The organism is Crossiella sp. NPDC003009 (assembly GCF_053591555.1).
Genome location: NZ_JBSFUA010000043.1, coordinates 1 through 26,977 on the forward strand (window position 1 = coordinate 1; position 26,977 = coordinate 26,977).

General features: G+C 72.5%; 9 protein-coding genes. 6 read left to right on the top strand and 3 right to left on the bottom strand.

Going from position 1 to position 26,977, the window contains the following annotated elements; genetic code table 11:
- The 4 genes from ACWDY5_RS32405 to ACWDY5_RS32420 form a co-directional block, all read left to right on the top strand.
- A partial coding sequence (locus ACWDY5_RS32405) for an SDR family NAD(P)-dependent oxidoreductase (protein WP_449725948.1) occupies positions 1-11,520 on the top strand: 11,520 nt, incomplete at its 5' end.
- Complete coding sequence (locus ACWDY5_RS32410) at positions 11,517-17,441, top strand: SDR family NAD(P)-dependent oxidoreductase (RefSeq protein WP_449725949.1); 5,925 nt, start codon at positions 11,517-11,519, stop codon at positions 17,439-17,441. The genes ACWDY5_RS32405 and ACWDY5_RS32410, both read left to right, overlap by 4 nt.
- Positions 17,441-18,718 carry an FAD-dependent oxidoreductase gene (locus tag ACWDY5_RS32415; RefSeq protein ID WP_449725950.1) on the top strand — a complete coding sequence of 426 codons (1,278 nt, stop codon included), beginning with the start codon at positions 17,441-17,443 and terminating at the stop codon, positions 18,716-18,718. The genes ACWDY5_RS32410 and ACWDY5_RS32415 overlap by 1 nt, the downstream gene beginning before the upstream one ends.
- Before the next feature lie 38 nt (positions 18,719-18,756).
- Positions 18,757-19,227, top strand: a complete 471-nt coding sequence (locus tag ACWDY5_RS32420) for a pyridoxamine 5'-phosphate oxidase family protein (protein ID WP_449725951.1) — start codon at positions 18,757-18,759, stop codon at positions 19,225-19,227.
- Between the two features lie 41 nt (positions 19,228-19,268).
- Here ACWDY5_RS32420 and ACWDY5_RS32425 read toward each other — a convergent pair whose 3' ends face one another.
- Positions 19,269-20,021: a thioesterase II family protein gene (locus ACWDY5_RS32425; RefSeq protein ID WP_449725952.1), complete on the bottom strand. Its 753-nt coding sequence runs from the start codon at positions 20,019-20,021 to the stop codon at positions 19,269-19,271.
- Positions 20,022-20,396: 375 nt separating this feature from the next.
- On the opposite strand from ACWDY5_RS32425, the gene ACWDY5_RS32430 reads away from it, so the two are divergent.
- Positions 20,397-21,683 carry a helix-turn-helix domain-containing protein gene (locus tag ACWDY5_RS32430; protein ID WP_449725953.1) on the top strand — a complete coding sequence of 429 codons (1,287 nt, stop codon included), beginning with the start codon at positions 20,397-20,399 and terminating at the stop codon, positions 21,681-21,683.
- A 528-nt stretch (positions 21,684-22,211) separates the two neighbouring features.
- On the opposite strand, the gene ACWDY5_RS32435 is transcribed toward ACWDY5_RS32430, so the two are convergent.
- Positions 22,212-23,147, bottom strand: coding sequence for a ParB and winged helix-turn-helix domain-containing protein (locus tag ACWDY5_RS32435; protein WP_449725954.1), 936 nt, complete (start codon positions 23,145-23,147; stop codon positions 22,212-22,214).
- Between the two features lie 336 nt (positions 23,148-23,483).
- Here ACWDY5_RS32435 and ACWDY5_RS32440 point away from each other — a divergent pair, with 336 nt between their 5' ends.
- Positions 23,484-26,375, top strand: coding sequence for a BTAD domain-containing putative transcriptional regulator (locus ACWDY5_RS32440; RefSeq protein ID WP_449725955.1), 2,892 nt, complete (start codon positions 23,484-23,486; stop codon positions 26,373-26,375).
- Between the two features lie 13 nt (positions 26,376-26,388).
- Here the strand turns inward: ACWDY5_RS32440 and ACWDY5_RS32445 are convergent, their stop codons facing one another.
- Positions 26,389-26,580, bottom strand: a complete 192-nt coding sequence (locus ACWDY5_RS32445; RefSeq protein WP_449725956.1) for a hypothetical protein — start codon at positions 26,578-26,580, stop codon at positions 26,389-26,391.
- Between the last annotated feature and the right edge of the window lie 397 nt (positions 26,581-26,977).

A 26,977-nucleotide genomic window follows, 5' to 3' on the forward strand; every position in this document is an offset into this window, starting at 1 on the left:
CCGGTCCGGCACTGGCGGCCGCGCGGCACCGTGCTGGTCACCGGCGCCACCGGCGCGCTCGGCCCGCTGCTGGCCCGCTGGCTGGTCGAACAGGGTGCCCAGCACCTGGTCCTGGTCAGTCGCGGTGGCCAGGACTCCCCTGGCGCGGCCGAACTGCGTGCCGAACTGACCGAGTCAGGCGCGGACGTGCTCATGGCTTCCTGCGACATCACCCAGCGCGAGCAGGTCGCCGACTTGTTGACCGGCCTGCGCGAACAGGGCCACACCGTGCGCTCGGTGGTGCACGCCGCCGCCCTGATCGGGCTTGCCCCGATCGCGGGCACCGACCTGCCCGAGGTCGCCGAGATCCTGGCCGCGAAGGTGCTCGGCGCCCGCCATCTGGACGAACTGCTCGACCCCGCCGAACTGGACTCGGTGGTGCTGTTCTCCTCGCTGGCCGGACTCTGGGGCAGCTCCGACCACGCCGCCTACGGCGCGGCCAACGCCTACCTGGACGCGCTCGCCCAGCGCCAGCGCGCCCGCGGCATCCCGGCCATGTCCGTCGCCTGGGGTGTCTGGCACGCCGCCAACCCGCGCCACGGGGCCACCGCGGAGAGCGCGGTCCAGGCCGGGGAACGGTTGCGGCGGCAGGGGCTGCCCTCCTTCGACCCGCAGCTGGGCTTCCAGGGCCTGCGCGCGGCACTCGATCACGACGACGCCGCACTGGCCATCTGCGAGATCGACTGGGACCGGTTCCTGCCGGTGTTCACCCTGAAGCGGCCCAGCTTCCTGTTCACCGAGGTCCCCGACGCCCAGCGGGTGGAGGGCCCCGGTGACACCGCGGGCGCCGGCGAACTGGCCACCCGGATCACCGCCCTGCCCGAGGCCGACCAGGAACGCGAACTGCTCGACCTGGTGCGGGCCCGCGCCGCCACCGTGCTCGGCCACGCCGGCGCGGACGCGGTCGAGGAGGACCGGGCCTTCCGGGACCTCGGCTTCGACTCGCTCAGCGCGGTCGACCTGCGCAACGATCTGAAGACGGTCACCGGCCTGCGGCTGCCCGCCACCCTCGCCTTCGACTACCCAACCCCGCGCGAACTGGCCGCGTTTCTGCGCGCCGAACTGCTCGGCGCGGCCGCCGCGCCGGTGACCGCGCCGACCGTCACCGCGACCAACGACGAACCGATCGCCATCCTCGGCATGAGCTGCCGCCTGCCCGGCGGGGTCACCTCCCCCGAGGACCTGTGGACCCTGCTCACCACCGACGGCGACGCGATCGCCCCGTTCCCCACCGACCGCGGCTGGGACCTGGACGCCCTCTACCACCCCGACCCGGACAACCTCGGCACCTGCTACGCCCGCGAAGGGGGCTTCGTCCGCGGTGTGGACGGCTTCGACCCCACCTTCTTCGGCATCTCCCCGCGCGAAGCACTGGGCATGGACCCGCAGCAACGACTGTTGCTGGAAACCAGCTGGGAGGCCTTCGAGCGCGCCGGGATCGACCCGGCCACCCTGCGCGGCAGCCACACCGGTGTGTTCATCGGCGCCGGGTTCCAGGGCTACGGCGCGCTCGGCGACGGCCTCACCGGCGGCGCGGCCAGCGTCGCCTCCGGCCGCCTGGCCTACACCTTCGGCCTGGAGGGCCCGACCCTCACCGTGGACACCGCGTGCTCGTCCTCGCTGGTCGCACTGCACCTGGCCTGCCAGGCACTGCGGGCGGGGGAGTGCACCACCGCGCTGGCCGGTGGCGTCACCGTGCTGTCCAACCCGTTCGGCCTGATCGACTTCTCCCGGCAGCGCGGTCTGGCCCAGGACGGCCGGTGCAAGGCCTTCTCCGCCGCCGCGGACGGCATCGGCATGGCCGAGGGCGTGGGCATGCTGATGCTGGCCCGGCTCTCCGAGGCCCATCGCCTGGGTTACCCGGTGCTCGCGGTGGTGCGGGGGAGTGCGGTCAACCAGGACGGCGCGTCCAACGGCCTCACCGCGCCCAACGGGCCGTCCCAGCAACGGGTGATCCGCCAGGCCCTGGCCAACTCCGGCCTGCGATCGTCCGATGTGGACGTCGTCGAGGCACACGGCACCGGTACCTCGCTGGGCGATCCCATTGAGGCGCAGGCGTTGCTGGCCACCTACGGGCAGGACCGGGAGGTGCCGCTGCGGCTGGGTTCGGTCAAGTCCAACCTGGGCCACACCCAGGCCGCCTCCGGGGTCGCCGGCGTGATCAAGATGGTGCTGGCGTTGCGCCACAACCACTTGCCGCGCACGCTGCACGTGGACGAGCCCTCGCCGCACGTGGACTGGACCGCGGGCAAGGTCGACCTGCTCACCGAACCCGTCGCCTGGCCGGAGGCCGGTCGGCCGCGCCGCGCGGGAGTCTCCTCCTTCGGGATCAGCGGCACCAACGCGCACGTGATCATCGAGGCGGCCCCGGCTCGGACCCCGGTCACCGAAGAGCGAACCGAACCCGCCGTGCTGGTCTGGCCGCTGTCCGGGCGCACCGAGAACGCCCTGCGTGATCAGGCGAGCCAACTTCTCTCGACTGGGGATGTTGATCCGGCCGACCTGGCCTACTCGCTGGTGACCACCAGGACCACTCTGGAACACCGCGCCGTGCTCACCGGTTCCGGCGCCGGGGACCTGCGCGCCGCACTGGCCGCACTCGCCGAGGGCCGCCCGGCCGCCGGACTCGCCACCGGCATCGCCACCCGCGGCCGCCTGGCCGTGCTGTTCTCCGGCCAGGGCTCGCAACGACTCGGCATGGGCCGGGAACTGCACGCGGCCTTCCCGGTGTTCGCCGCTGCCTTCGACGAGGTGTGCGCCGGACTGGACCCGGCCCTGCCCGAGGTGTTGCGGTCGGATCCGGATCGCCTGGACCACACCGAATTCGCCCAGCCCGCGTTGTTCGCGATCGAGGTCGCGTTGTTCCGGCTGGCCGAGTCCTTCGGCCTGAGCCCGGCGTACCTGCTCGGCCACTCCATCGGCGAACTGGCCGCCGCGCACGTGGCCGGGGTGTTCGACCTGGCCGACGCCTGCCGGCTGGTCACCGCCCGCGCCCGGCTCATGCAGGCCCTGCCCACGGGTGGGGCGATGATCTCGGTGCGCGCCACCGAGGAGGAAGTCCGGCCGCTGCTCACGGACCTGGTGAGCCTGGCCGCGGTCAACGGCCCGGACTCGGTGGTGCTCTCCGGCGAGGCGGACGCCGTGGCGGAGATCGCCGCGGCGTTCGCCGGGCAGGGCCGCAAGACCACCGGACTGCGGGTCTCGCACGCCTTCCACTCGCCGCTGCTGGAACCCATGCTGGCCGAGTTCCGCGCGGTGGCCGAATCCGTGCGCTACCAGCCGCCGCGCATTCCAGTAGTGTCCACTGTGTACGGACGCCCGGCCACCCCGGCGGAACTGGGGTCGGCGGAGCACTGGGTGCGCAACGTGCGGGACACCGTGCGTTTCGCCGACGGCATCGGCTGGCTGGCCGGGGAGAAGGTCAACCGGCTGCTGGAACTGGGCCCGGACGGCGTGCTCACCGCGATGGCCCGCCAGTCCCTGCCCGCGGACACCCCCGCCTTCGCCGCCCTGCGCAAGGACCGCGCCGAGCCGTCCGCCTTCGCCGAGGCGCTGGCCGGACTGTCCGCGCACGGCGTGCCGGTGGACTGGCGAATGCTGGTCACCGGTCTGGGCGCACGCCGGATCGACCTGCCCACCTACCCGTTCCAGCGCGAACGCTTCTGGCCGGATGCTCCCTTGCAGCGGCCCGGCGATCTGGCCGCGGCCGGTCAGCAGGCCACCGACCACCCGCTGCTGGCCGCCGCGGTCGAACTGCCCGCCGCCGGTGGCGTGGTGCTCACCGGCAGGCTCTCCACCCGCACCTGCCCTTGGCTGGCCGATCACGTGATCGGCGGCGCGATCCTGTTCCCCGGCACCGGTTTTGTCGAACTGGCCACCAGGGCCGGGGACCAGGCCGGGGTACCGGTCCTGGAAGAGCTGACCCTGCCCGTGCCGCTGGTGCTGCCCGCCGACGGCTCGGTGCGGATCCAGGTCGCGGTGGCCGCCCCCGACGCCACCGGCCTGCACCCGGTGACCGTGCACGCCCGCCCCGACGAGCAGACCCCGTGGACCCTGCACGCCACCGGCCTGCTCAGCGACCAGACCCGGCAGGGCGTCTTCGACCACCCGCGGTGGCCACCGGCGGACGCCGAACCGGTCGACCTCACCGAGTACTACCCGGTGTGCGAGCGGGCGGGCCTGGCCTACGGCCCGATGTTCCAGGGCCTCAAAACCGCCTGGCGCCGGGGTGACGAGGTCTTCGCCGAGGTGAGCCTGCCCGAGCAGGCCGACACCGAGGCCGCCCGCTACGGCCTGCACCCGGCCCTGCTCGACGCCGCCCTGCAAAGCGCGGGCGTGCTCGCCGAATCCCTGGACCAGGTCAGCCTGCCGTTCGCCTGGACCGGCTACCGGCTGCACGCCGGCGGCGCGGCCCTGCTCCGGGTGCACGCCCGCAGCACCGGCGAGGGCTCGGTGTCGCTGACCGTCGCCGACCACACCGGCGCCCCGGTGGCGACCCTGGAATCACTGGTCTCCCGCCCGATGACCACCGCCGCGCCGCAGGCCGCCGCGCACCACGACTCGCTGTTCCGCCTGGACTGGACAGAGTTGCCCGACCTCGGCCAGGCCGACCCGGGATCGGTGGCCTGGCTCGACAGCAACCACGCCGCCCTGTCCGAGCTGCGCGCCACCGGGTCCGCTCCCGACCTGGTCCTCCTGTCCGGCAACATCCCCGACGGCGACGAGCCCGCCCGGCTGCGCACCGCCACCCACCAGGTCCTGGCCACCCTCCAGACCTGGCTGGCCGACGAGCACTTCGGCAACGCCCACCTGGCCGTGCTCACCCGGCACGCCGCCCCACCCGCCGCCGACCCGGTGGCCGCCGCGGTGGCCGGACTCGTCCGCTCCGCCCAGTCCGAAAACCCCGGCCGCATCACCCTGGTTGACCTCACCGCCGACCCCAGCGACACTCTGCCCGCCATCGTCACCGCCGCCGTCGCCGCCGGTGAACCCGAGATCTCCGTGCACGAGAACGAGATCCGCGCACCCCGGCTGGCCAGGATGCCGCGGGTCGAGGAGCACGGCGGTTGGTCCGCCGAGGGCACCACGCTGATCACCGGCGGCACCGGCCAGCTTGGCGCGGCCGTGGCCCGACACCTGGTCACCGTGCACGGGGTGCGGCGACTGCTGCTCACCAGCCGCCGCGGACCCGATGCCCCAGGCGCGGCGGAACTCCAGGCCGAGCTGGCCGAGTTCGGCGCGCACGCCTGGGTGGTCGCCTGCGACGCCGGGAACCGGGTGGCCCTGGCCGCCCTGCTGGACCGGATCCCGGCCGAGCACCCGCTCACCGCCGTGGTGCACACCGCGGGCGTGCTCGATGACGGTGTGCTCGGCTCGCTCACCCCCGAGCGGCTGGACACCGTGTCGCACGCCAAGGCCGAGGCCGCCTGGCACCTGCATGAACTCACCCGCGACCTCGACCTATCCGCGTTCGTGCTGTTCTCCTCCACCGCGGCCACCATCGGCGGAGCAGGTCAGGCCAACTACGCCGCCGCCAACGCCTACCTGGACGGCCTGGCCCGGCACCGGCACGGCCTCGGTCTGCCCGCCCAGTCCCTGGCCTGGGGTATGTGGGCAGGAGACGGCATGGCCGGTCGGCTCAGCGAGGCCGACCGGAACCGCATTGCCCGCGGCGGCGGTGCGGCCCTGGCGGTCGAGGAGGGTCTGGCCCTGCTGGACACCGCCCGCGCCCTGCCCGACGCGGTGCTGCTACCCATGCGGGTCGCCGCCCCGGCCAACCCGGTCGCGGTGCCCGCCCTGCTCCGCGGCCTGGTGCCGCAGGGTCGGCGCAGTGCTGCCGCCCGCAACCAGGCCGGGGCCGGGGAACTCCGCGAGCGACTGTCCACAATGGAGGAGAGCGCTCGGCTGGCGGCGTTGCTCGCCCTGGTGCGGGAACAGGTCGCGGCCGTGCTCGGCTACCGCGGCGTGGCCGAGATCGAGGCCGGGAAGTCCTTTGCCGACCTCGGCTTCGACTCGCTGACCGCGGTCGAACTGCGCAACGGCCTCACCGCGGTCAGCGGCCTGCGACTGCCCGCCACCCTGGTCTTCGACTATCCGACCGCCACCGCGCTCGCCGGGTACCTGCACGGCGAACTCTTCGGCGCCGACCAGGTTGTCACCACCGCGCCCCGGGCCCGTGTCGGCGAGGACCCGATCGTCATCGTCGGCATGGCCTGCCGCTATCCCGGCGGGATCAGCACACCCGAGGACCTGTGGCAGCTGGTGGCCAGGGACGGCGACGCCATCAGCGGCTTCCCAGACAACCGGGGATGGGACCTGGAACTGCTCTACGACCCCGACTCCGACCGCAACGGCTCCTACGTGCGCGAGGGCGGATTCCTGCACGAGGCCGCCGATTTCGACCCGGCCTTCTTCGGTATCTCCCCGCGCGAGGCCATCGCGATGGACCCGCAGCAGCGCCTGCTGCTGGAAACCGCCTGGGAGACCGTGGAACGGGCCGGCATCGACCCCAGCACGTTGCGCGGCAGCCGGACCGGGGTGTTCGCCGGGCTGATGTACCATGACTACGGCAGCCGGGTCATGCACGCCATCCCCGAGGACCTGCTCGGCTTCCTGGGCAACGGGAACTCCGGCTCCATCCTCTCCGGCCGCCTCGCCTACACCCTCGGTCTGGAGGGCCCCGCGGTCACCGTGGACACCGCCTGCTCCTCCTCGCTGGTCGCCCTGCACCTGGCCGTGCAGGCCCTGCGGTCGGGGGAGTGCGATCTGGCGCTGGCCGGTGGCGTCACCGTGATGGCGCTGCCCGGACCGTTCGTGGAGTTCTCCTTGCAGGGCGGACTGGCCCGCAACGGCCGGTGCAAGTCCTTCGCCGCCGCTGCCGACGGCACCGGCTGGTCCGAGGGCGTCGGCCTGCTGCTGGTGGAACGCCTCTCCGACGCCCGGCGCAACGGCCACCAGGTCCTCGCCGTGGTGCGCGGTAGCGCGGTCAACCAGGACGGCGCGAGCAACGGGCTCACCGCGCCCAACGGCCCGTCCCAGCAACGCGTCATCCGCCAGGCCCTGGCCACCGCCGGCTTGCGACCATCCGATGTGGACGCGGTGGAGGCGCACGGCACCGGCACCACCCTCGGCGACCCGATCGAGGCCCAGGCGCTCATCGCGACCTACGGGCAGGACCGGGAGATCCCGCTGTGGCTGGGCTCGATCAAGTCCAACATGGGCCACACCCAGGCCGCCGCGGGCGTCGCCGGGATCATCAAGATGGTGCAGGCCATGCGGCACGGCACACTGCCGCGCACCCTGCACGTGGACGAACCGTCCCCGCACATCGACTGGTCCGCCGGTGAGGTACGGCTGCTTACCGAACCGATCGAGTGGCCGGAAACCGGACGACCCCGCCGCAGTGCGGTGTCCTCTTTCGGGATCAGCGGCACCAACGCCCACGTGATCCTGGAACTCCCGGACACCCCCGCCCCGCGACCCAGCGCACCCAGCACGCTCCCGGTGCCCTGGCTGTTCTCCGGCCGCACCGAGGCAGCGCTGCGGGACCAGGCCGCCCGGCTGCGGACCTTCGCCGAGAACGAGATCGACCCGGCCGACATCGGCTTCTCCCTGGCCACCGGTCGCACCCGGTTCACCCACCGGGCCGCGGTGATCGGCGCCGACCGCACCGAGCTCCTCGCCAAGCTGGACGCCCTGGCCCGTGGCGAGTTCGCCGCAGACCTCCCCGTCGGCGCCGCCCGCGCCACTGGCAAGACCGTGTTCGTCTTCCCCGGGCAGGGCGCGCAGTGGACCGGTATGGCCGCCGCGCTGCTCGCCGAGGAACCGGTGTTCGCGGCCAGGATGGCCGAGTGCGCGGCCGCCCTGTCGTCCTTCGTGGACTGGAAACTACTGGCGGTGCTCACCGACGAGGAGGCGCTCACCCGGGTCGACGTGGTGCAGCCCGCGCTGTGGGCGGTGATGGTCTCGCTGGCCGAACTGTGGCGCGCACACGGCGTCGAACCGGCCGCGGTGATCGGGCACTCCCAGGGTGAGATCGCCGCCGCCTGCGTGGCCGGGGCACTGTCCCTGGCGGACGGTGCGCGCGTGGTCGCCCTGCGCAGCAAGGCCATCCGCGCCCTGGCAGGACACGGCGGCATGGTCTCGGTGCACCTGCCGGTCGACCAGGTCACCGAGCGGATCACCCGCTGGGGCGGCGCGCTCTCGGTCGCCGCGGTCAACGGACCGGCCACCGTGGTGGTCTCCGGCGAGGTGGGCGCACTGGACGAACTGCTCGACGAATGCGTCAGGGACCAGGTGCGGGCCCGGCGGATCGCGGTGGACTACGCCTCGCACTCCGCCCAGGTCGAACGGATCGAAACCGAACTCCTGGAACTGCTCGCCCCGGTCAGCCCGCGCACCGCGACCATCCCGTTCCTGTCCACAGTGGACGGTGACTGGCTGGACGGCGCTGAACTGGATGCGGCCTACTGGTACCGCAACCTGCGCACCACCGTGCGCTTCGCCGAGACCACCCAGGCCCTGGCCGAATCCGGGCACGAGGTCTTCATCGAGGTCAGCCCGCACCCGGTGCTCACCATGGCGGTGCAGGAAATCCTGGACGCCGCCGGAGCCGAGGCGGTGGTGACCGGATCACTGCGCCGGGAGGACGGCGGCCGGTCCCGGTTCCTGACCTCGTTGGCCGAACTGCACGTGCGTGGTGTCCCAGTCGACTGGCGGCCGGTCTTCCCCGGGGCCACCCGGGTGGACCTGCCCACGTACGCCTTTCAGCACCAGCGCTACTGGCTGGAGGCGGCCACCGGCTGGACCGGCGACCTGACCTCGGTCGGCCAGCAGAACACCGGCCACCCACTGCTGGGCGCCGCGGTCGCGCTGCCCGGCTCCGGCGGCATGGTGTTCACCGGACGGCTGTCCTTGACCACCCACCCCTGGCTGACCGACCACCGGGTCGGCGGTCTGGCCGTCTTCCCCGGCACCGGATTCCTCGAACTGGCCCTGCACGCAGGCGGGCACGTCGGCTGCGACCGGATCGAGGAACTCACCCTGGCCGCCCCGCTGGTGCTGCCCGAGCGCGGCGGCGTGCTCGTCCAGCTCGCCCTCGGCGCGGCCGAGGAGAACGGGCGGCGCGCGCTCACCGTGCACTCTCGCCCGGACCAGCCCGGCGCCGAGGATGCCTGGACCAGCCACGCCCATGGCGCGCTCACCCCGGCGGGCCACGCCGGGACCGCGTTGACCGAGTGGCCACCGGCGGCGGAACCCATCGACGTGGACGGGTTCTACGACAGCCTCAACGGCGGCATCGAGTACGGGCCCGCCTTCCAGGGCCTGCACACGGTGTGGCGGCGGGACAGCGAGCTGTACGCCGAGGTCACCCTGTCCGCGGACGCCGAAGCCGACCGGTTCGCCCTGCACCCGGCGCTGTTCGATGCCGTCCTGCACACCGTCGGCCTCAGCGAACTGGTCGAGTCGGGCGCGGCCCTGCCGTTCTCCTGGACCGGCGTCACCCTGCATGCCGTCGGGGCCGCGGCCCTGCGCGCCAGGGTGCGGATCACCGGTGCGGACACCCTGTCCGTCACCCTGGCCGACCCTGAGGGCAACCCGGTGGCCACCGCGGACAGTCTGCTGGTGCGCGCGATTCCGACTGCCGACCGAACGGTCGGTAGGCACCACGAAAGCCTGTTCGGCCTGGCCTGGACCCCGCTGCCCGCGACGGAGCACCCCGCCCCGTCGCACGCCTGGCTGGCCGCGGACACCGAACCCGACCTGAACGCACTCGCCGAGGCCGCGCCCGAACTGGTGTTCCTGCCCTGCCCGCCGATCACCGGCGACCTGCCCGCGGCCGCCCGTGCGGCCACCGGTCGAGTACTGGCCATCGTGCAGGCCTGGTGCGCCGATGAACGACTGACCGCCAGCCGACTGGTCGTGCTCACCCAGGGCGCGGTGTCGATGGCCGGGGAAGAGGTCGCCGACCTCGCCGGAGCCGCGGTCTGGGGACTGGTCCGCTCGGCCCAGTCGGAGAACCCGGACCGGATCATCCTGCTGGACAGCCCCGAACCCGACCGCCGGACCCTGCCCGCCCTGCTCGCCCCCGAGGAACCCCAGCAGGCGGTGCGCGACGGGGTGCTGACCGTGCCCCGGCTCATTAGGGTGCCGCGCGCCGAGACCGGACCGGTCTGGCCGACCCAGGGGACGGTGCTGATCACCGGCGGCACCGGCGCACTCGGCGCCGACGTCGCCCGGCACCTCACCGCCAACCACGGCGTCCGTGACCTGCTGCTGCTCAGCCGCCGCGGCCCGGACGCCCCCGGCGCGGCCGAGTTGCGGGACGAACTGACCGATCTCGGCGCGCGGGTGACCATCCGCGCCTGCGACGCCGCTGACCGGACTGCGCTGGCCGCCGTCCTGCACGGCGTCGACCTGGCCGCGGTGGTGCACACCGCCGGGGCGCTCGACGACGGTGTGCTCGGCTCACTCACGCCGGAACGCCTGGACCGGGTGTTCCGCCCGAAGGTCGACGCCGCCTGGCACCTGCACGAACTCACCCGCGAGGCGAACCTGTCCGCGTTCGTGCTGTTCTCCTCGGTGGCCGGACTGCTCGGCGCGGCCGGACAGGGCAACTACGCGGCGGCCAACACCTTCCTGGACGCCCTGGCCGGACACCGCCGCGCGCTCGGCCTGCCCGCTGTCTCGCTGGCCTGGGGCCTGTGGGCCAAGGACACCGGCCTGACCGAATCCCTCAGCGACACCGACCGCTCCCGGATCCGCAGGGACGGCGCCGTCGCACTGTCCACAGTGGAGGGAATGGCGCTGCTGGACACCGGAGCCGCCCTCGACCAGGCGCTGCTGGTGCCGATGCGGGTCGACCCGAGGGCACAGGCCACCCGCGGCCCGGTGCCGCCACTGCTGCGCGGACTTCTCCCGTCCCGGCGGCGCACCGCGGCCACCGGCGGACCGGCCGAGGTCGCAGGCCTGCGGGACAAGCTGGCCGGGCTGGCGGAGAAGGCCCAGCAGGAGCTGCTGCTGGCGCTGGTCCGCAACCTGGCCGCCGGGGTGCTCGGACACGCCTCCGGATCCGCGATCGAGGCCACCCAGAAGTTCCAGGAGGTCGGCTTCGACTCGCTGACCGCCCTCGAACTGCGCAACGGCCTCACCGCGGGCACCGGCCTGCGGCTGCCCGCCACGCTCGTCTTCGACTACCCGACCCCGGTCGCGCTGGCCGGTTACCTGCGCGAGCAACTGGTCCCGGCGGCCCGGACCGCGAGTGAACTGCTGCTGGACGGGCTCGACCAGCTCGACACCGCGCTCACCGGTGCCGACGAGCAACTGCTCGGCACCGTGCGGGCCCGGTTGCAGGCCCTGCTTGCCCGGACCGCACCCGCCGCCGGAGGGGACCTGGCCGGGGAGATGGCCGCGGCCAGCGCCGAGGACGTGCTCAGTTTCATCGACCGGGAGTTCGGTCAGTCGACGGGGGAGAACCGATGAGCGAGAACGACACGCGCCTGCTGGACTACCTCAAGCGGGTCACCGTGGACCTGCACGAGACCAAAGCCAGGCTGACCGAGGTCGAGGGCCGCGGCCACGAGCCGGTCGCGCTGATCGCCATGGCCTGCCGCTACCCCGGCGGGATCAGCTCGCCAGAAGACCTGTGGCGGCTGGTCGAACAGGGCCGGGACGCCATCTCGGAGTTCCCCGGCGATCGCGGCTGGGACACCGACGGCCTCTACGACCCCGACCGCGGCCGGCTCGGCACCAGCTACGTCCGGCACGGCGGGTTCATGGCGGGCGCGGCCGAGTTCGACGCCGCCTTCTTCGGCATCTCCCCGCGCGAAGCCCTGGCCATGGACCCGCAACAACGCCTGCTGCTGGAGACTTCCTGGGAGGTCGTCGAGCGCGCCGGCATCAACCCGGAGTCCTTGCGCGGCAGCCGGACCGGCGTCTTCGCCGGGCTGATGAACCACGACTACACCGCTTGGGCGGCCACCCTGCCCGCCGAGGTCGGCGGCTTCGCCGGCAACGGCAACGCGGGCAGCGTGGCCACCGGCCGGATCGCCTACAGCCTCGGCCTGGAGGGCCCGGCGGTCACCATCGACACCGCGTGCTCCTCCTCCCTGGTGGCCCTGCATCTGGCGATCCGGGCCCTGCGCAACGGCGAATGCGAACTGGCACTGGCCGGTGGCGTCACCGTGATGGCCACCCCGACCGGGTTCGTCGAGTTCTCCCGGCAGGGCGGACTGGCCCCGGACGGCCGCTGCAAATCCTTCGCCGGGGCCGCCGACGGCACCGGCTGGTCCGAGGGCGTGGGCATGCTGCTCGTCGCCCGGCTCGCCGACGCGCAGCGGTTCGGCTACCCGGTGCTGGCCGTGCTGCGCGGCAGCGCGATCAACCAGGATGGCGCCAGCAACGGCCTCACCGCCCCCAACGGCCCTGCCCAGCAACGCATGATCCGCCAGGCCCTGGCCGACGCCCGGCTCAAACCGTCCGAAGTGGACGTTGTGGAGGCGCACGGCACCGGCACCACCCTGGGCGACCCGATCGAGGCCCAGGCCCTGCTGGCGGCCTACGGCCAGAGCCGGGACACCCCGCTGTGGCTCGGATCGATCAAATCCAACCTCGGCCACACCCAAGCCGCCGCCGGGGTCGCGGGCGTGATCAAGATGGTGCAGGCGTTGCGGCACCGGCACCTACCCCGCACCCTGCACGTGGACGAGCCCACCCCGCACGTGGACTGGTCGGCCGGCGAGGTCCGGCTGCTCACCGAAGCCCAGGACTGGCCCGACCCCGGCCGCCCCCGCCGGGCGGGCGTGTCCTCCTTCGGCATCTCCGGCACCAACGCGCACATCATCCTGGAACAAGCCCCGGACCAGCCCGCGGAACCCACCGCCGAGGCCGGACCGGTGCCCTGGCTGCTCTCCGCCCGAACCGCCACCGCCCTGCGCACCCAGGCCGCCCGTCTGGCCGCCCGGCTCGTCACCGAACCCGAACTGTCCACAGTGGATGTGGGATTCTCGTTGGCCATCGGTCGCGCCGCGCTGCCGCACCGCGCCGCCGTGGTCGGCGCGGACCGGGGCGAGTTGCTGCGCGGCCTGCAGACCCTTGCCGAGGGCGGCGGACTCACCGATGTGACCGGACCCGGCAGACTCGCTTTCCTGTGCACCGGCCAGGGTTCGCAGCGCCTCGGCATGGGCCGGGAGCTGCACCAGGCCTTCCCGGTGTTCGCCGAAGCGTTCAAGGCGGTCTGTGCCGAACTGGACCCGGAGCTGCGCACGGTGCTGTGGATGGACCCGGAACGCCTGGATCACACCGAGTTCACCCAGCCCGCCCTGTTCGCCATCGAGGTCGCCCTGTTCCGGCTCCTGGAAACCTGGGGCCTGCGCCCGGACTTCCTGCTCGGCCACTCCAGCGGCGAACTCGCCGCCGCTCACCTCGCCGACGTGCTGACCCTGCCCGACGCCTGCCGCCTGGTCACCGCCCGCGCCCGCCTGATGCAGGCCCTGCCCACCGGCGGTGCGATGGTCTCCGTGCAGGCAGGCGAGGACGCGGTACGCCCACTGCTCACCGCCGGTGTCGACCTGGCTGCGGTCAATGGCCCCACCTCCGTGGTCCTCTCCGGCGTCGAAGAGGAGGTCGAGGTCATCGCCGCGACCCTGGCCGAGCGCGGCGTGAAGACCAGGCGGCTACCGGTCTCACACGCCTTCCACTCTCCGCTGATCGAACCGATGCTGGCCGAATTCCACGCGGTGGCCGAGCGCGTCACCTACCACAAACCCGCCATCCCCATCGTGTCCACTGTGGACGGAAAAGTGCTCGTCGAGCCCGCGGACCCCGGCTACTGGGTGGGCCAGGCCCGCGCGCCGGTCCGGTTCGCCGACGCCTTCCACACCCTCCTGGCCAACGGCGTCACCCGTTGTCTGGAACTGGGCCCCGGCGGTTCGCTCACGGCCCTCGGCCAGGAATGCCTGCCCGAAGGCGAAACCGCCCTGCTCGTCCCCGCCCTGCGCAAGGACCGGGCCGAAGCCCGCTCGCTGCTGGAAGCCGTGACCCGGCTCCAGGTCAGCGGCGTCACCGTGGACTGGCGGCCGCTGTTCGGCTCGCACGCCCACACCATCGACCTGCCCACCTACCCATTCGAACGCCGCCGCTACTGGCCCGAAGGCGCACTGCCCACCACCTCCTTCGGTGCCACCGGCCACCCCCTGCTCGGCGACCCCATCGCACTGCCCGACACCGGCGGCCTCGTCCTCACCGGCCGACTGTCCCTGGCCGCCCAACCCTGGCTGGCCGAGCACACCGTCAACGGCCTGCCACTGTTCCCCGGCGCCGGGATGATCGAATTGATCACCCACGCCGGCGGCCTGCTCGACTGTGGCCGGATCGACGAGCTCGTGCTGCAGGCACCACTGGTGCTGCCCGAACGCGGTGGCCTCCGGCTCCAGGTCACCGTCGACGGCGCCGCGGAAGACGGCGGCCGACCGGTCGCCGTGCACGCCCGCCCCGACGGCGCGGGCCTCCCATGGACCTGCCACGCCCGCGGCCGCCTGGTCCCCGCCACCGCCGAACCCGCATTCACTGAAACCTGGCCACCCACCGCCGAACCCGTTGACCTGACCGGGTTGTACGACCGGTTCGGCGAGGTCGGCCTCGGCTACGGCCCGCTGTTCCAGGGCCTGCACCGGGCCTGGCGCCGGGACCGGGACATCCTCGCCGAAATCGTGCTGCCCACCGAACCCGGCCGGTTCGGCCTGCACCCAGCCCTGCTCGACGCCGCCCTGCAAGCCGCCGGACTGGCCCTGCCCGCCCAACCCGCCGACGGCCCCGGCCTGCCCTTCGCCTGGCGCGGCGTCACCCTGCACGCCACCGGCGCCGACCGGCTGCGGGTGCGGATCACCCCGGCCGAGGACGGCGTGACCCTGCACCTGGCCGACGGCGCGGGCCGCCCGGTCGCCACCGTCGAGTCCCTGCTGGTCCGCCAGGTCAATCCGGCCCAGCTGGCCGGGAACACCCGCCGGGACGCCCTGTTCCAGCTCGACTGGGTGCCACTGCCCGAGTCCGCGGGCCCCGAACCCGAGGTCACGATCATCCGCCTGGACCCAGCCGGGACCACCGTCCCGGAACGGATCCACGCCGCCGCGCACACCGCGCTCACCACCGTGCAGGACTGGCTGGCCACCGAGGCGCCCGGCTACCTCGTCCTGCACACCCAGCAGGCCGTCGCTGTTGACACGGAAGAGGTCGACCCGGCCGCCGCCGCGATCTGGGGCCTGGTCCGCTCAGCCCAGTCCGAACACCCGGACCGGATCATCTTGCTCGACGGCGACCCCACCCCCTCGGCCTTGCGCACCGCGATCGACCACGGCGAACCCCAGCTCGCCGTCCGCGACGGCAAGCCGTACGCACCCCGCCTGGCCCGCGCCGCCGACCCCGAAACCACCGCCCTGCCACCGGATCCGGACCACACGGTGCTGATCACCGGCGGCACCGGCGCGCTCGGCGCGGAACTGGCCCGCCACCTTGCCCGCACCCACGGCCACCGCCGCCTGCTGCTCACCAGCCGCCGCGGCCTCGCCGCCCCCGGCGCGCGGGAACTGCTCGCCGAACTGACGGAACTCGGCGCCGAAACCACCATCGCCGCCTGCGACGTCGCCGACCGCGACCAGCTGGCCGCCCTGCTCGACGGCATCCCGGCCGAACACCCGCTCACCGGCGTGGTGCACACCGCGGGCGTGCTCGACGACGGCGTGCTCACCGCGCTCACCCCCGACCGCCTGGACACCGTGCTGCGCCCCAAGGCCGATGCCGCCTGGCACCTGCACGAGCTGACCCGCGACCTCGACCTGTCGCTGTTCGTGCTGTTCTCCTCCGCCGCCGGAGTGCTCGGCGCGCCCGGCCAGGGCAGCTACGCCACCGCCAACACCGTCCTGGACGCCGTTGCCCAGCACCGGCACACCCTTGGCCTGCCCGCGGTGTCCCTGGCCTGGGGCCTGTGGGCCCAGCACGGCGGCATGACCGGCGAACTCGCCGACACCGACCGGGCCCGGCTCACCCGCGGCGGCGTGCAAGCACTGTCCACTGAGGACGGAATGGCGTTGTTCGACGCCACCTGCCGCGCCACCCGCCCACTGCTGCTGCCCATGCGAGTCGGTCCCGCCGCGGCCACGGGCGCATTCCCCGCCCTGCTGCGCGGCCTGGTCCCCACCGCCCGCCGCAGTGCCGGCGCCGGCGCCCCGGAAGCCGCGGACACCCTGCGGAACCGCCTGGCCGGACTTGACGCCGAAGCCCGGCACACCGCCCTGGTCGACCTGGTCCGCAGCCGGGCCGCCGCCGTGCTCGGCTACCCGGACACCGCCGAGGTCGCCCCCGAACAGGACTTCCTGGAACTCGGCCTGGACTCGCTCACCGCGATCGAACTGCGCAACGGCCTCAACGAAGCCACCGGCCTGCGACTGCCGATGACCGTGGCCTTCGAGGAACCCACCGCGCAACGCCTGGCCCGGCACCTCGACACCGCGCTGACCACCACCACCGCCACCCCCGCCGCCGAGGACGGCGAAACCGTGCGCACCCTGTTCCGCACCGCGGTCCAGACCGGGCAGCACTTCGCCGCCTTCGACCTCCTCCAGGCCGTCGCCGCACTGCGCCCGGTCTTCCACACCGCCGCCGACCTGCACCCCGTGCCCAGCCCCGTGCACCTGGCCGAAGCCGACGGGCTGCGGCTGATCTGCCTGCCCTCGCCGATGGGCATGGGCGGAGCCCGCCAGTACGCCCGCTTCGCCGCCGCGCTGCGCGGCCAGCTCGCTGTCTCCGTGCTGCCGCTGCCCGGATTCGCCGACGAGGAGCCCCTGCCCGCCACCGCCGAAGCCGCGGTCGAGGTGCTGGCCACCCTGGCCCGGCAGACCGCGGGCAACGCGCCGTTCGCCCTGCTCGGCGCCTCCAGCGGCGGCCTGCTCGCGCAGGCCGTCGCGCGTCGGCTGGAACAGGACGGCCCGGCCCCGGCCGCGGTGATCCTGCTGGACACCTTCCGGGACAACGGCGCCGGCCTCGGCCAGGTCATCGCGTTGATGCTGGACGGCCTGCTCACCAGGGAGGAGTGGATCGGCCCGTTCACCAGCGCCCGGCTCTCCGCGATGGCCCGCTACGCCCGGCTGCTGGAGGACTGGCTCGGCGCGGAGCAGATCAGCGCGCCGATCCTGTTCCTGCGCCCCGAATCCTCCTTCGCCACCGGGCCCGAGGGCACGGCGCTGGACCCGGCCCAGTGGCAGACCTCCTGGCCGGGCGCGCACACCACCAGCGACCTGCCCGGCGACCACTTCTCCCTGATGGAGGAACACGCGGCGAGCACCGCCGCGCACATCCTGGACTGGCTCACCACCTTGGGGCAGCAGCGCGTCCCGGATCGGAGTTTCTGATGTCCTCCCCGCACATCGCGGTCATCGGCGGCGGCACCGGCGGCCTCGGCCTGGCGCACGCCCTGCACAACGCCGGGATCAGCGTCAGCGTGCACGAGCGGCACCGGGTGCGCACCGAACGCTTGCAGGGCTACCGGGTCAGCCTCAACCCGGCAGGCTCCCGCGCGCTCAGCCAGTGCCTCTCCGCCCGGCTCTGGCAGAAGTTCCTGGACCACTGCGTGGAGGCCGACTACGGCGACCAAGTGCTCACCGACACCCAGTTGAGGGAACGGTTGCGGCTGCGCGCCGCGCCCAGGAAGGTGGTCGCCGACCGGGCCGAGGCCACCAACGACATCCAGCGCAGCACCCTGCAAACCCTGCTCGCCAGCGGACTGGAGGACATCGTCCGCTACGACCAGGACTTCGTGCGCTACGAACGACTCGCCGACGGCCGGGTGCGCTGCCACTTCGCCGACGGCAGCAGCACCACCGCGGACCTGGTGGTCGGCGCCGACGGCGGCCGCTCCCGGGTCCGCGCCCAGCTGCTGCCCGCGGCGAAGCGGGTCGACACCGGGATGTTCATCGTCGCCGGGAAGTACCTGCTCACCGAGGAACGGGCGCAGAACCTGCCCGCCCAGCTGCGCACCGGCATCACCGGCGCGCTGGAGATGCGCGGCTGCAGCCTGATGTCCATGCCCATCCGGCAGAACAAGAACGGCGGCGTCAACGACGAGACCTACCAGCACAACCCGGTGCTCTTCGACAACACTGTCGACTACCTGCTCTGGTCCTACAACGCCGGCCCCAGCCACCACCCCGGACTGGCCAGGGGCGCTGACCCGCACGCCCTGCGCGAACTCGTCGGCTCCCTCATCGCCGACTGGCACCCCGGACTGCGCCGGATGGTCGCCGACACCCACCCGGACACCATCTCGCTGCTGCCCGTGCACACCGCCGACCCGGTGCGGCCCTGGCCCACCACCACCGTCACCCTGCTCGGCGACGCCATCCACAGCATGACTCCGTTCCTGGGCCTCGGCGCGGGCACCGCGCTGCGCGACGCCCGGCTGCTCACCGACCGGATCATCGAGGTGGCCCGGGGTGGCCGGGATCTGCTGGAAGCGGTGGGGGAGTACGAGCGGGAGATGCTCGACTACGGCTTCGCCGCGGTCGCCGACTCCCGCCGCGCCTCCCGGATGTTCCTGGCCGACAACGCCTTCGCCCGACTGGCCTTCGGCGTCGCATCCCGGCTGCTGACCGCCTTCCCGTCCCTGCAACAGAAGTTCCTCAACCCGTGACCACCGGCTCAGTCCGGCAGATGAGAAGGAGTACCACCATGTCAGAACCGTTCTCCGCGCTTGAGGAGGACTTCTTGAAGGTCACCAGCCAGGTCGTGCTGGCCACGGTGACCACCGTGGACGGTAACGGGGCCCCGCGTTCCCGGGTGTTGCACCCGGTGTGGGAGGTCGTGGACGGTCGCCCGGTCGGCTGGGTCTTCACCTCCCGATCCCCGGTGAAGACCAAGCACCTGGCCGGGAACCCGAACGTCGCGGTGTCCTACCTAAGCGCGATCGGCGAGGTCGTGCTCGCCGAGTGCGTGGCTAGCTGGGTGGAGGATCCGGAGACCAAGAAGCATGTGTACGAGCTGATCAACGGCCGCGGTGACGGGTACGACCTGCGGCTGTTCGGCATCGACAGCCCGGAGAACCCGGCCTTCGAGGTGCTGCGGCTGGACCCGTCCCGGGTGCAGGTCAACACCGACTTCCCGAAGGACTTCACCTTCATCCCGAGGATGGCCAAGCTGTGAGCGCCGGGCCGGCGCCCGCGTGGGCGCCGGCCGGTCCCGCCTCAGCCCGTGGTGGCCAGGTGGCCGTCGATGTGCGCGGAGATCATCCGCAGGATTTCCGGCACCACGTCGTTGAGGAAGAAGTGCCCGCCGGGGAAGACCCGCAGCTCGAAGGAGCCAGAGGTGTGCTCACCCCAGGAGCGCACCTCTTCCACGGTGGCCTTCGGATCGGCGTCCCCGGTCAGCGCGATCACCGGGCAGGACAACGGTGGCCCCGGCCGGTAGCGGTAGGTCTCGGCGGCCTTGTAGTCGGTGCGGATCGCCGGCAGCACCATGCGCAGCACGTCCTCGTCCCCGAGCAGCGCGGCGTCGGTGCCCGCCAGCTTCCGGACGTCGGCGATCAGCCGGTCGTCGTCGAGCAGGTGCGTGCGCTCGTCGCGGTGCTGTGAGGGCGCGCGGCGGCCGGAGGCGAACAGCCCGGCCGGCCGGATCCCGTCGGCCTCCAGCCTGCGCGCGACCTCGAAGGCCAGCGAGGCGCCCATGCTGTGGCCGAACAGGGTGACCGGGCGGTCCAGCCAGGGCCGCACCGCCTTGGTCACCTCATCGGCCAGCGCCTCGATGGAGTCGATGCCCGGTTCCAGCCTGCGGTCCTGCCGGCCTGGGTACTGCACGGCGAGCACCTCGACCCCCGGCGCGAGCGAGCGGGAGACCGGGAAGAAGTAGCTGGCCGACCCGCCCGCGTGCGGAAGGCAGAGCAGCCGGGCGGGCGCCTGTGGCGCTGGGTGAAAACGACGCACCCAGAGATCGTCAGTCATGGTTGTCCCGAAGTCCTAACTTCAGCGGTCCGGACAATGAGTCGCAATAGGCATATGCGCGCGCGACGGGACGAAATTCTAGCTCTTGTTCCTGTCTTGTGCCTGTTCTGTGCTCAAGTTACCACCAGGAAAGCGGGTGCTTACCTGTCCAGATTTCTCTATGTGGCCTGTTCTTGCCTTGCCTCAGCCTGCGCTGGCACACTCACCTGTGGTTCTGTCACGAGCGGACCGCTGCAGGCCACTACCACAACCAATGGAGGTGCCGCCAGTTGTTAAGCTATGTGTGAAGCGTCTGTCGCTTCAGAAAATAGTTGCATTATATCCACGTTTGGCTCCTGTTGAAGGGCCAGTTCGCCGCTGGGGGGCGTTCACGGAGTGGATCACTCAAGTTTATTCGGGTTCTTGTTACGTGAGTTTCGCCTGCGCGCCGGAATGACGCAGGAGGAGCTAGCCGAGGGTTCGGGCGTGTCGGCCCGGACGATCAGCTTGCTGGAGACCGGGAGGCGTGAGGCGCCTCGGCTGGCCTCGGCGAGGTTGCTGGCCGAGGCACTGTCCCTGCCGGTGGAGGAACGCGGGGCGCTGTTCGCGGCGACCCGCGGTGAGGTGACCGGCCTGCTGCCCACGCAGCAGACAGGCGAGCGCACCACCGGGACCGAGACAGCGGTCCGGGTGGGGTCGCACGGGTTCCTGCCCTATGGCGTGCCCGACTTCGTCGGTCGCGACCCGGAGCTGAACCGGTTGCGGCACTTGGCCAGTCTGTCGGCGAGCACGGTGATCGCCGTGGTCGACGGCATGGCGGGCATCGGCAAATCGGCACTGGTCGTGCACGCCGGGCACGCGCTCACCGCGCTGTACCCGGATGGCCAGTTCTACTGCGATCTCAGGGGTTTCAGCCAGGGCCACCAGCCATTGGACCCGGCCGAAGCCCTGGAGGCGTTGCTGCGGATGGTGAACGTGCCGTCCTGGCAGATTCCGTCCACAGTGGACGAACGAGCTGCCCGGTGGCGGGCCAGCGTTGCCGGACAACGGGTTCTGGTGGTGCTGGACAACGTCTTGGACACCGATCAGGTCCGCCCGCTGCTGCCGGGCACTGCGGGCAGTCTGGTCCTGGTCACTTCCCGTCGCCGGCTACCCGCCCTGGCCGGTGCGATTCCGTTGTCGTTGGACGTTCTTCCGCCCGGGGATGCCCTGCGACTGTTCACCCGCGTGGCCGGCCGGGACCGGCTGCGAGACGAGGAGGCCAGCGCGGCCGAGATCGTCAAACTGTGCGGTTTCCTGCCGATGGCGGTGCGCATCGCCGCGGTCCGGCTGGCCAACCGGCCCAGCTGGACCACCGGTCATCTCGCGGACCGGCTCCGGGACGACAACCGCAGGCTGAGTGAGCTCGCCGTGGCCGGGATGCCCGGCGTGGCAACGACGTTCACTCTGTCCTACCGATTGCTGGACCAGCACCAGCTCCGATTGTTCCGCCTGCTCGGCAGGCACGGTGGGGAGGTCTTCGACCCCGTCGAGGCAGCCACACTGGCCGGCCTCACCCTGGTGCGGGCCGAGGAGATGCTGGAAGCATTGGTGGACAACCACCTGCTGTTGCAACCGGCGCCTGGCCGCTACACCTTCCACGAGCTGCTGCGGGATCAGGCCCGCGGTCTCGCGGAGGACTGAGGAGCCCTGGCCCGCCGATTCCGGTCGGCGGGCCAGGGAACCGGCGAGCCGGCTCACAGCCCGTGGCGAAATCCAGCAGGCGCGCGGCGCGGACAGCTCGATGTGGTCCGGCACCGCCGTTGGCCTGGCCGGTTCGTGGTCGCGGCGATCAGCTCGTGCGAGTGGATCGAGAGGTCGATCGCGCCGCCGGTGATCGGGTAGCAGGCGGGAGGCGGAGGAGTTGCGCAACGGCTCGACGGCATCGCGCACATCCAGCCGATCCGCCCACCGCCGCAGGTCCACCAGCTCGATCAGGCACGGCTTCCGCACCGCGTGAACGAGCAGGCTGTCGCGGGCGACCGTGTCCCGGGCAGGGGGCGGAGCATGAGGTTGACGCCGTCGGAGTCCACAGGCGGTGGCCACAGCGCGGTGGCGCTTGAGCCGGTTGACGCCGCGCTCCACGGCGTGGCGCCGGCGGTAGACCTCGGGGTCGAAGTCCGGTGGTCGGCGACCCGTCGACTCATCCGGAACGCGGTGGGCTGGGCGACCTCAGGCGCCCGGCCTCGATTGGTCCAGGTGCTGGGCCAGCTTCAGCCAGGCGTCGGCGGTCTGCCGGGCGAGTTCGGCCACCACCGGCGCGCAGTGCGTGGGCACGCTGTCGGCGATACCTGCCCACCGCTGCGGGTCCACCGCCTGGGTGTCCAGCCAGCGGAGCAGATTCCGGCCCGACTCGGTGAACCGCAACGCCGGGTCCTGGCGCAGGCTCTGCCGGATTCCCGCGGAGCGCGCGCTACGCGGATGGCGGAACCGCGGGTGCCCCGCGCCCGGTTCGCGGTCCGCGGCCGGCCGCTTGCCGTTCGGGCGCTCGCGTGGTGCGGGCACCGGGTCCTCGCCGCGGCGCAGTCGGTTGCGCACGTCCAGCACGGTGGAGGGGGAGATCCCGGCGGCCTTGGCCACCGCGCGCAGGGAGGTGTCCGGGTTCTCGGTGAGCAACCGGCTGGCCTGAAGCCTGCCCTGCACGGCGTTCACCGGCCGGGCCCGCCCGTCCTGGCCGATCCTGGTGGCCGACTGCGGAACTTCCGCGGTTGATCGGTGCCGGATCTTGCCGACCGTCTTGCCGGACAGGCCGGTCGCGACCCCGATGGCGCGGTCGGACCAGTGCGGGTACAGCGCCATGATCCGGGTGGCCGCTGCGATCCGGTCGGCCAGGGACAGCGGCAGGCCGTGCCGGACGTTGAGCCGCACCGCGAGCACGAACGACTCGTGCTCGTCGCCGTCGAAGAACCGGACCGCGATGTCGGTGGTGCCGCGCAGTCGTGCCGCCTGCAACCGGTGCACCCCGTCCACCACCCGCATGCTCGCCCGGCGCACCACGATGGGTGGGAACGGCTCAGTCGATTCCGCGAGCAGCCGCACGTGCGCGGAATCCGCGCCGCCCTGGCGCACATCCGTGCCGATCCGCAAGTCGCCCAGCGGAACCAGCACCACCTCCGATACCACCTGATCCGCAAAAGCGACCGAACGTCGCCCGTCCGCCCATCGTTGCTGTCGTGCCGTCTTCGCGGCCTCGACGTTGAAGTGCAAACTCACCGACCCCCAGTGTCGTGTTGCGTGGGTTGTCCGCCGCACATGATCGATCACTGACATTACGGAGCCGGGCTGGAGAAAAGCTCTTCCGCCGGACCGGCCGTCGCCGGCCCGGACACCGTCCGGTTGAACAGCGAACACGTCCAGCGCTGGTCGTTTCCGGAGTCCGGGGGGCAGAATCGAGAGGGGCAGAACTGCCGGTGGCTATACCGGAGCATATGGGGGGAGTACCGCATGGGCATCGATCTGCAGCTCCTGGTCACGGACCTGCGCGCCTACCGGATCCGGGCCGGGCTCACCCAGAGCGAGCTCGGCACGCTGGCCGGGGTCAGTGTCCGCACCGTACGCGCGATTGAACAGGGACACGTGCGCAATCCGCGCCAGGCCTCGCTTCGGCAGCTGGCGCGGGTGGTCGATGGCGCCCCGGTCCGCACCGGCTCGGTCATCGGCGTGCTCGGGCCGCTCACCGTCCGCCAGGCCGGGCGGCCGGTGGAGCTCGGACCGCTCAAGCTGCGCACCCTGCTCGGCCTGCTCGCCTTGCACCCCAACCGGATCGTGCCAAAGTCGGTGATCACCGACGTGCTGTGGCCGGACAACCCGCCGCCCACCCACCGGCAGCTGCTGCACACCTACATCTCCCGCCTGCGCCGGGTGACCGGGCACCGGATCGAGACCGTCGCGGGCTCGGGGTACACGCTGCGGCTGGACCCCGGCCAGCTCGACCTGCTGCGGTTCGAGGAACTCGCCCGGCTGTCCCGCTGGGAGGAGGCGCTGGTCTGCTGGCGTGGCCCGGTGCTGGCGGACCTGCCGGAGACGGTCCGCGCCACCGCCACCGCCATGGCAGTGACCCAGCGCAGGCTCACCGTGGCGCTAGCACTGGCCGATGAGGCTATCGCCGCGGGGAAGACCGCCGCCGCGATCGGTCCGTTGCGCGAACTGGCCGCGGCCGAGCCGCTGCACGAGGGGCTGCACGCCCGGCTGATGCTGGCCCTGGCCATCGCCGGGCAGCAGGGCGACGCGCTGACCCTGCACACGGAGATCCGGGCCAGGCTGGCCGAGGAGCTCGGGGTGGAACCGGGGCCGGAACTGGGCGCCGCGCACCTACGCGTGCTGCGGCAGGAGGTGCACGCCGCCGCCGAGGACTCCGCGCCGCACCAGTTGCCCGCCGCGCCGGGGTCGTTCATCGGCAGGCGCGACCAGCTGGCCAGGCTGGGCCGGGGCCGGGTGTCGGCCATCTGCGGCGCGGGCGGTGTCGGCAAGACCTGGCTGGCGCTGCGCTGGGCGCACGACAACCTGCACCGCTTCCCGGACGGCCAACTGCACGTCAACCTGCGTGGGTTCGACCCGGTGGAACCACCGCTGGCGCCGGAGACGGCGGTGCGGGGCTTCCTGGAGTCGCTGGGGGTGACGTCGGCCGAGATGCCCACCACCGCGCAGGCGCAGCTGGCGCTGTACCGGAGTCTGTTGGCGCGCAAGAAGATGCTGGTCCTGCTGGACAATGCCAGGGACACCGCGCAAGTGGCCCCGCTGCTACCGGCCAACGACGGGTGCACGGTGCTGGTCACCAGCCGCAGGCAGCTGCCGGGGCTGGTCTCCGCGCACGACGCCACCGTGGTCGCCCTAGATGTGCTCGGCGAGCAGGAATCGTGCGAGCTGCTCGGGCAACACTTCACCGCGGCCCAGCTGACCGGCCAGCCGCAGGACGTGCTGGACGTGCTGCGCTGGTGCGCCGGACTGCCGCTGGCGCTGAGCATCGTGGCCGCGCGGGTGGCCACCGAACCGGACTGCTCGCCCGCGGAGATCGCGCACTCGCTGCGCACCGCCGCGGCCCGCCTGGACGCGCTGGACGCCGGTGAGATGTCGGTGGACCTCCGAGTGGTGTTCAAGGTGTCATACCAGGCGCTGCCGCCACCAGTGGCCCGGCTGTTCCGATTGCTGGGCGTGGCGCCTGGCCCGGACATCGGCGTGACCGCGGCGGCCAGCCTGGCCGGGGTGCCGCCCGCCGATGCCGCCGCACTGCTGGCCGCCCTGGAGACGGCCAACCTGGCGCGGCAGCACCTGCCGGGGCGTTTCCGCATGCACGACCTGACCAAGCTGTACGCCGCGGAACTGGCCGCCGCCGGGGAGAAGCAAGCGGCCGGCCACCGGGTGGTGCAGTTCTACCTGCGCAGCGCGCTGGCCACCGACCGGGTGCTCTTCCCGCACCGCCCGCCGTTCGCCCTGCCCGAGCTGCCGCCCGGCTGTGTGCCGCAGACCCACGCGGACGCGGCCGCGGCGATGGCCTGGTTCAGCGCCGAGTACGACTGCCTGATCGCCGCGCAGCGACTGGAGGGCGCCACCAGCTGGCAGCTGGCCAAGGCAATGCGGGTGTACCTGTGGCGCCGGGGCCGGATCCACGACACGGTCGAGGTGTGGCGGTCCGCGCTGGCGGAGGCGGTGCGGCTGGCCGATCCGACCGAGACGATGAGCGCGCACCGCTCCCTCGGCGACAGCTACGCCAGCGTGGCCGACTTCACCGCCGCCCAGCACCACCTGGACCGGGCCGTGGTACTGGCCCGCAGGCTGGGCAACCGAATGGAGGAGGCGCACGCGCACAGCTCGCTGGCCTGGCAGTACGACCAGCACAACGATCACCGGCGGGCCCTGGACCACGCCTGCAGGGCCCTGGACCTCTACCGCGAGGTGGCCGGGGCGCAGTGGCAGGCCGACATGCTCAACTGCGTCGGCTGGTGCCACATCAAACTGGGCAACTACGAGCTGGCCCAGGAGCACTGCTCGGCCGCACTGGCCATATCGCAGCGGCACCAGCACACCGACGGCGCAGTGCACTCGCTGAAGAGCCTGGGCTACCTCGCGGTCCGCACCGGCAGACTGGCCGACGCCGCGCGGCACTACACCGAGGCGCTGACCCTGTGCCGCAGGCTGGATCACCCCTACACCGAGGCCAGTCTGCTGGCGCAGCTCGGCGACACCGAACACGCCCGCGGCCGGCAGCGAGATGCGAACAGCGCTTGGCAGCAGGCGCTGGAGCTGTATCGGTCCCAGCGCCGGACGGCCGCGGCGCGCCGGATGGCCGAGCGGCTGGCCACGGCAGCCACGGCCTCGCGGGAACAGCGACGTCCGTAGCCGCGGCCGGGGCTCAGCGCGCCTCGGGGTGACCGGCGGTTGTGCTGTCCTGGCCGGTGAGCGAGCGGCGGACCGCGTGCACCACATCGGCCAGCGGCGAGACCAGCAGGTCGTCGAAAGTGCGCGGGTGCGGCAGGTCGACCTGGTGGTCGGCGGCCAGGTGGCCGGTCAGCGCGAAGACCACCACCCGGTCGGCCAGCAGCACCGCCTCCAGCGGGTCGTGGGTGACGAAGACGACAGCTGTCCGGCATCTAGGTGGAGGTGGATGTCGCGCGCCTGGATCACGGTGCCGTGCACGGTGCCGGAGACCTCGTTGTGCTGCACCCGCTAACGGTATTGGGTACCGGTCCCGTCGGGTCGCACAACCGCGAAGCTCAACCGCGATCACCACCGACAGCGCGATCCACCCGCTGCAGAACTGCGCCGACGCTGGTGCGTCGGCCGTGCCGCGTGGGCTGCGGACCATCCCGCCTGCGCGGAGACGACTAAGAATCCGTGGGTTAAACAGAGTGTCCGAGGGAGTTGAACCACATCCCCAACCTGGTGTACGCCACTGACCTGCAGCTTCCTTGATGCCAGTGCCGCAGCTACCGGCTTTCGCC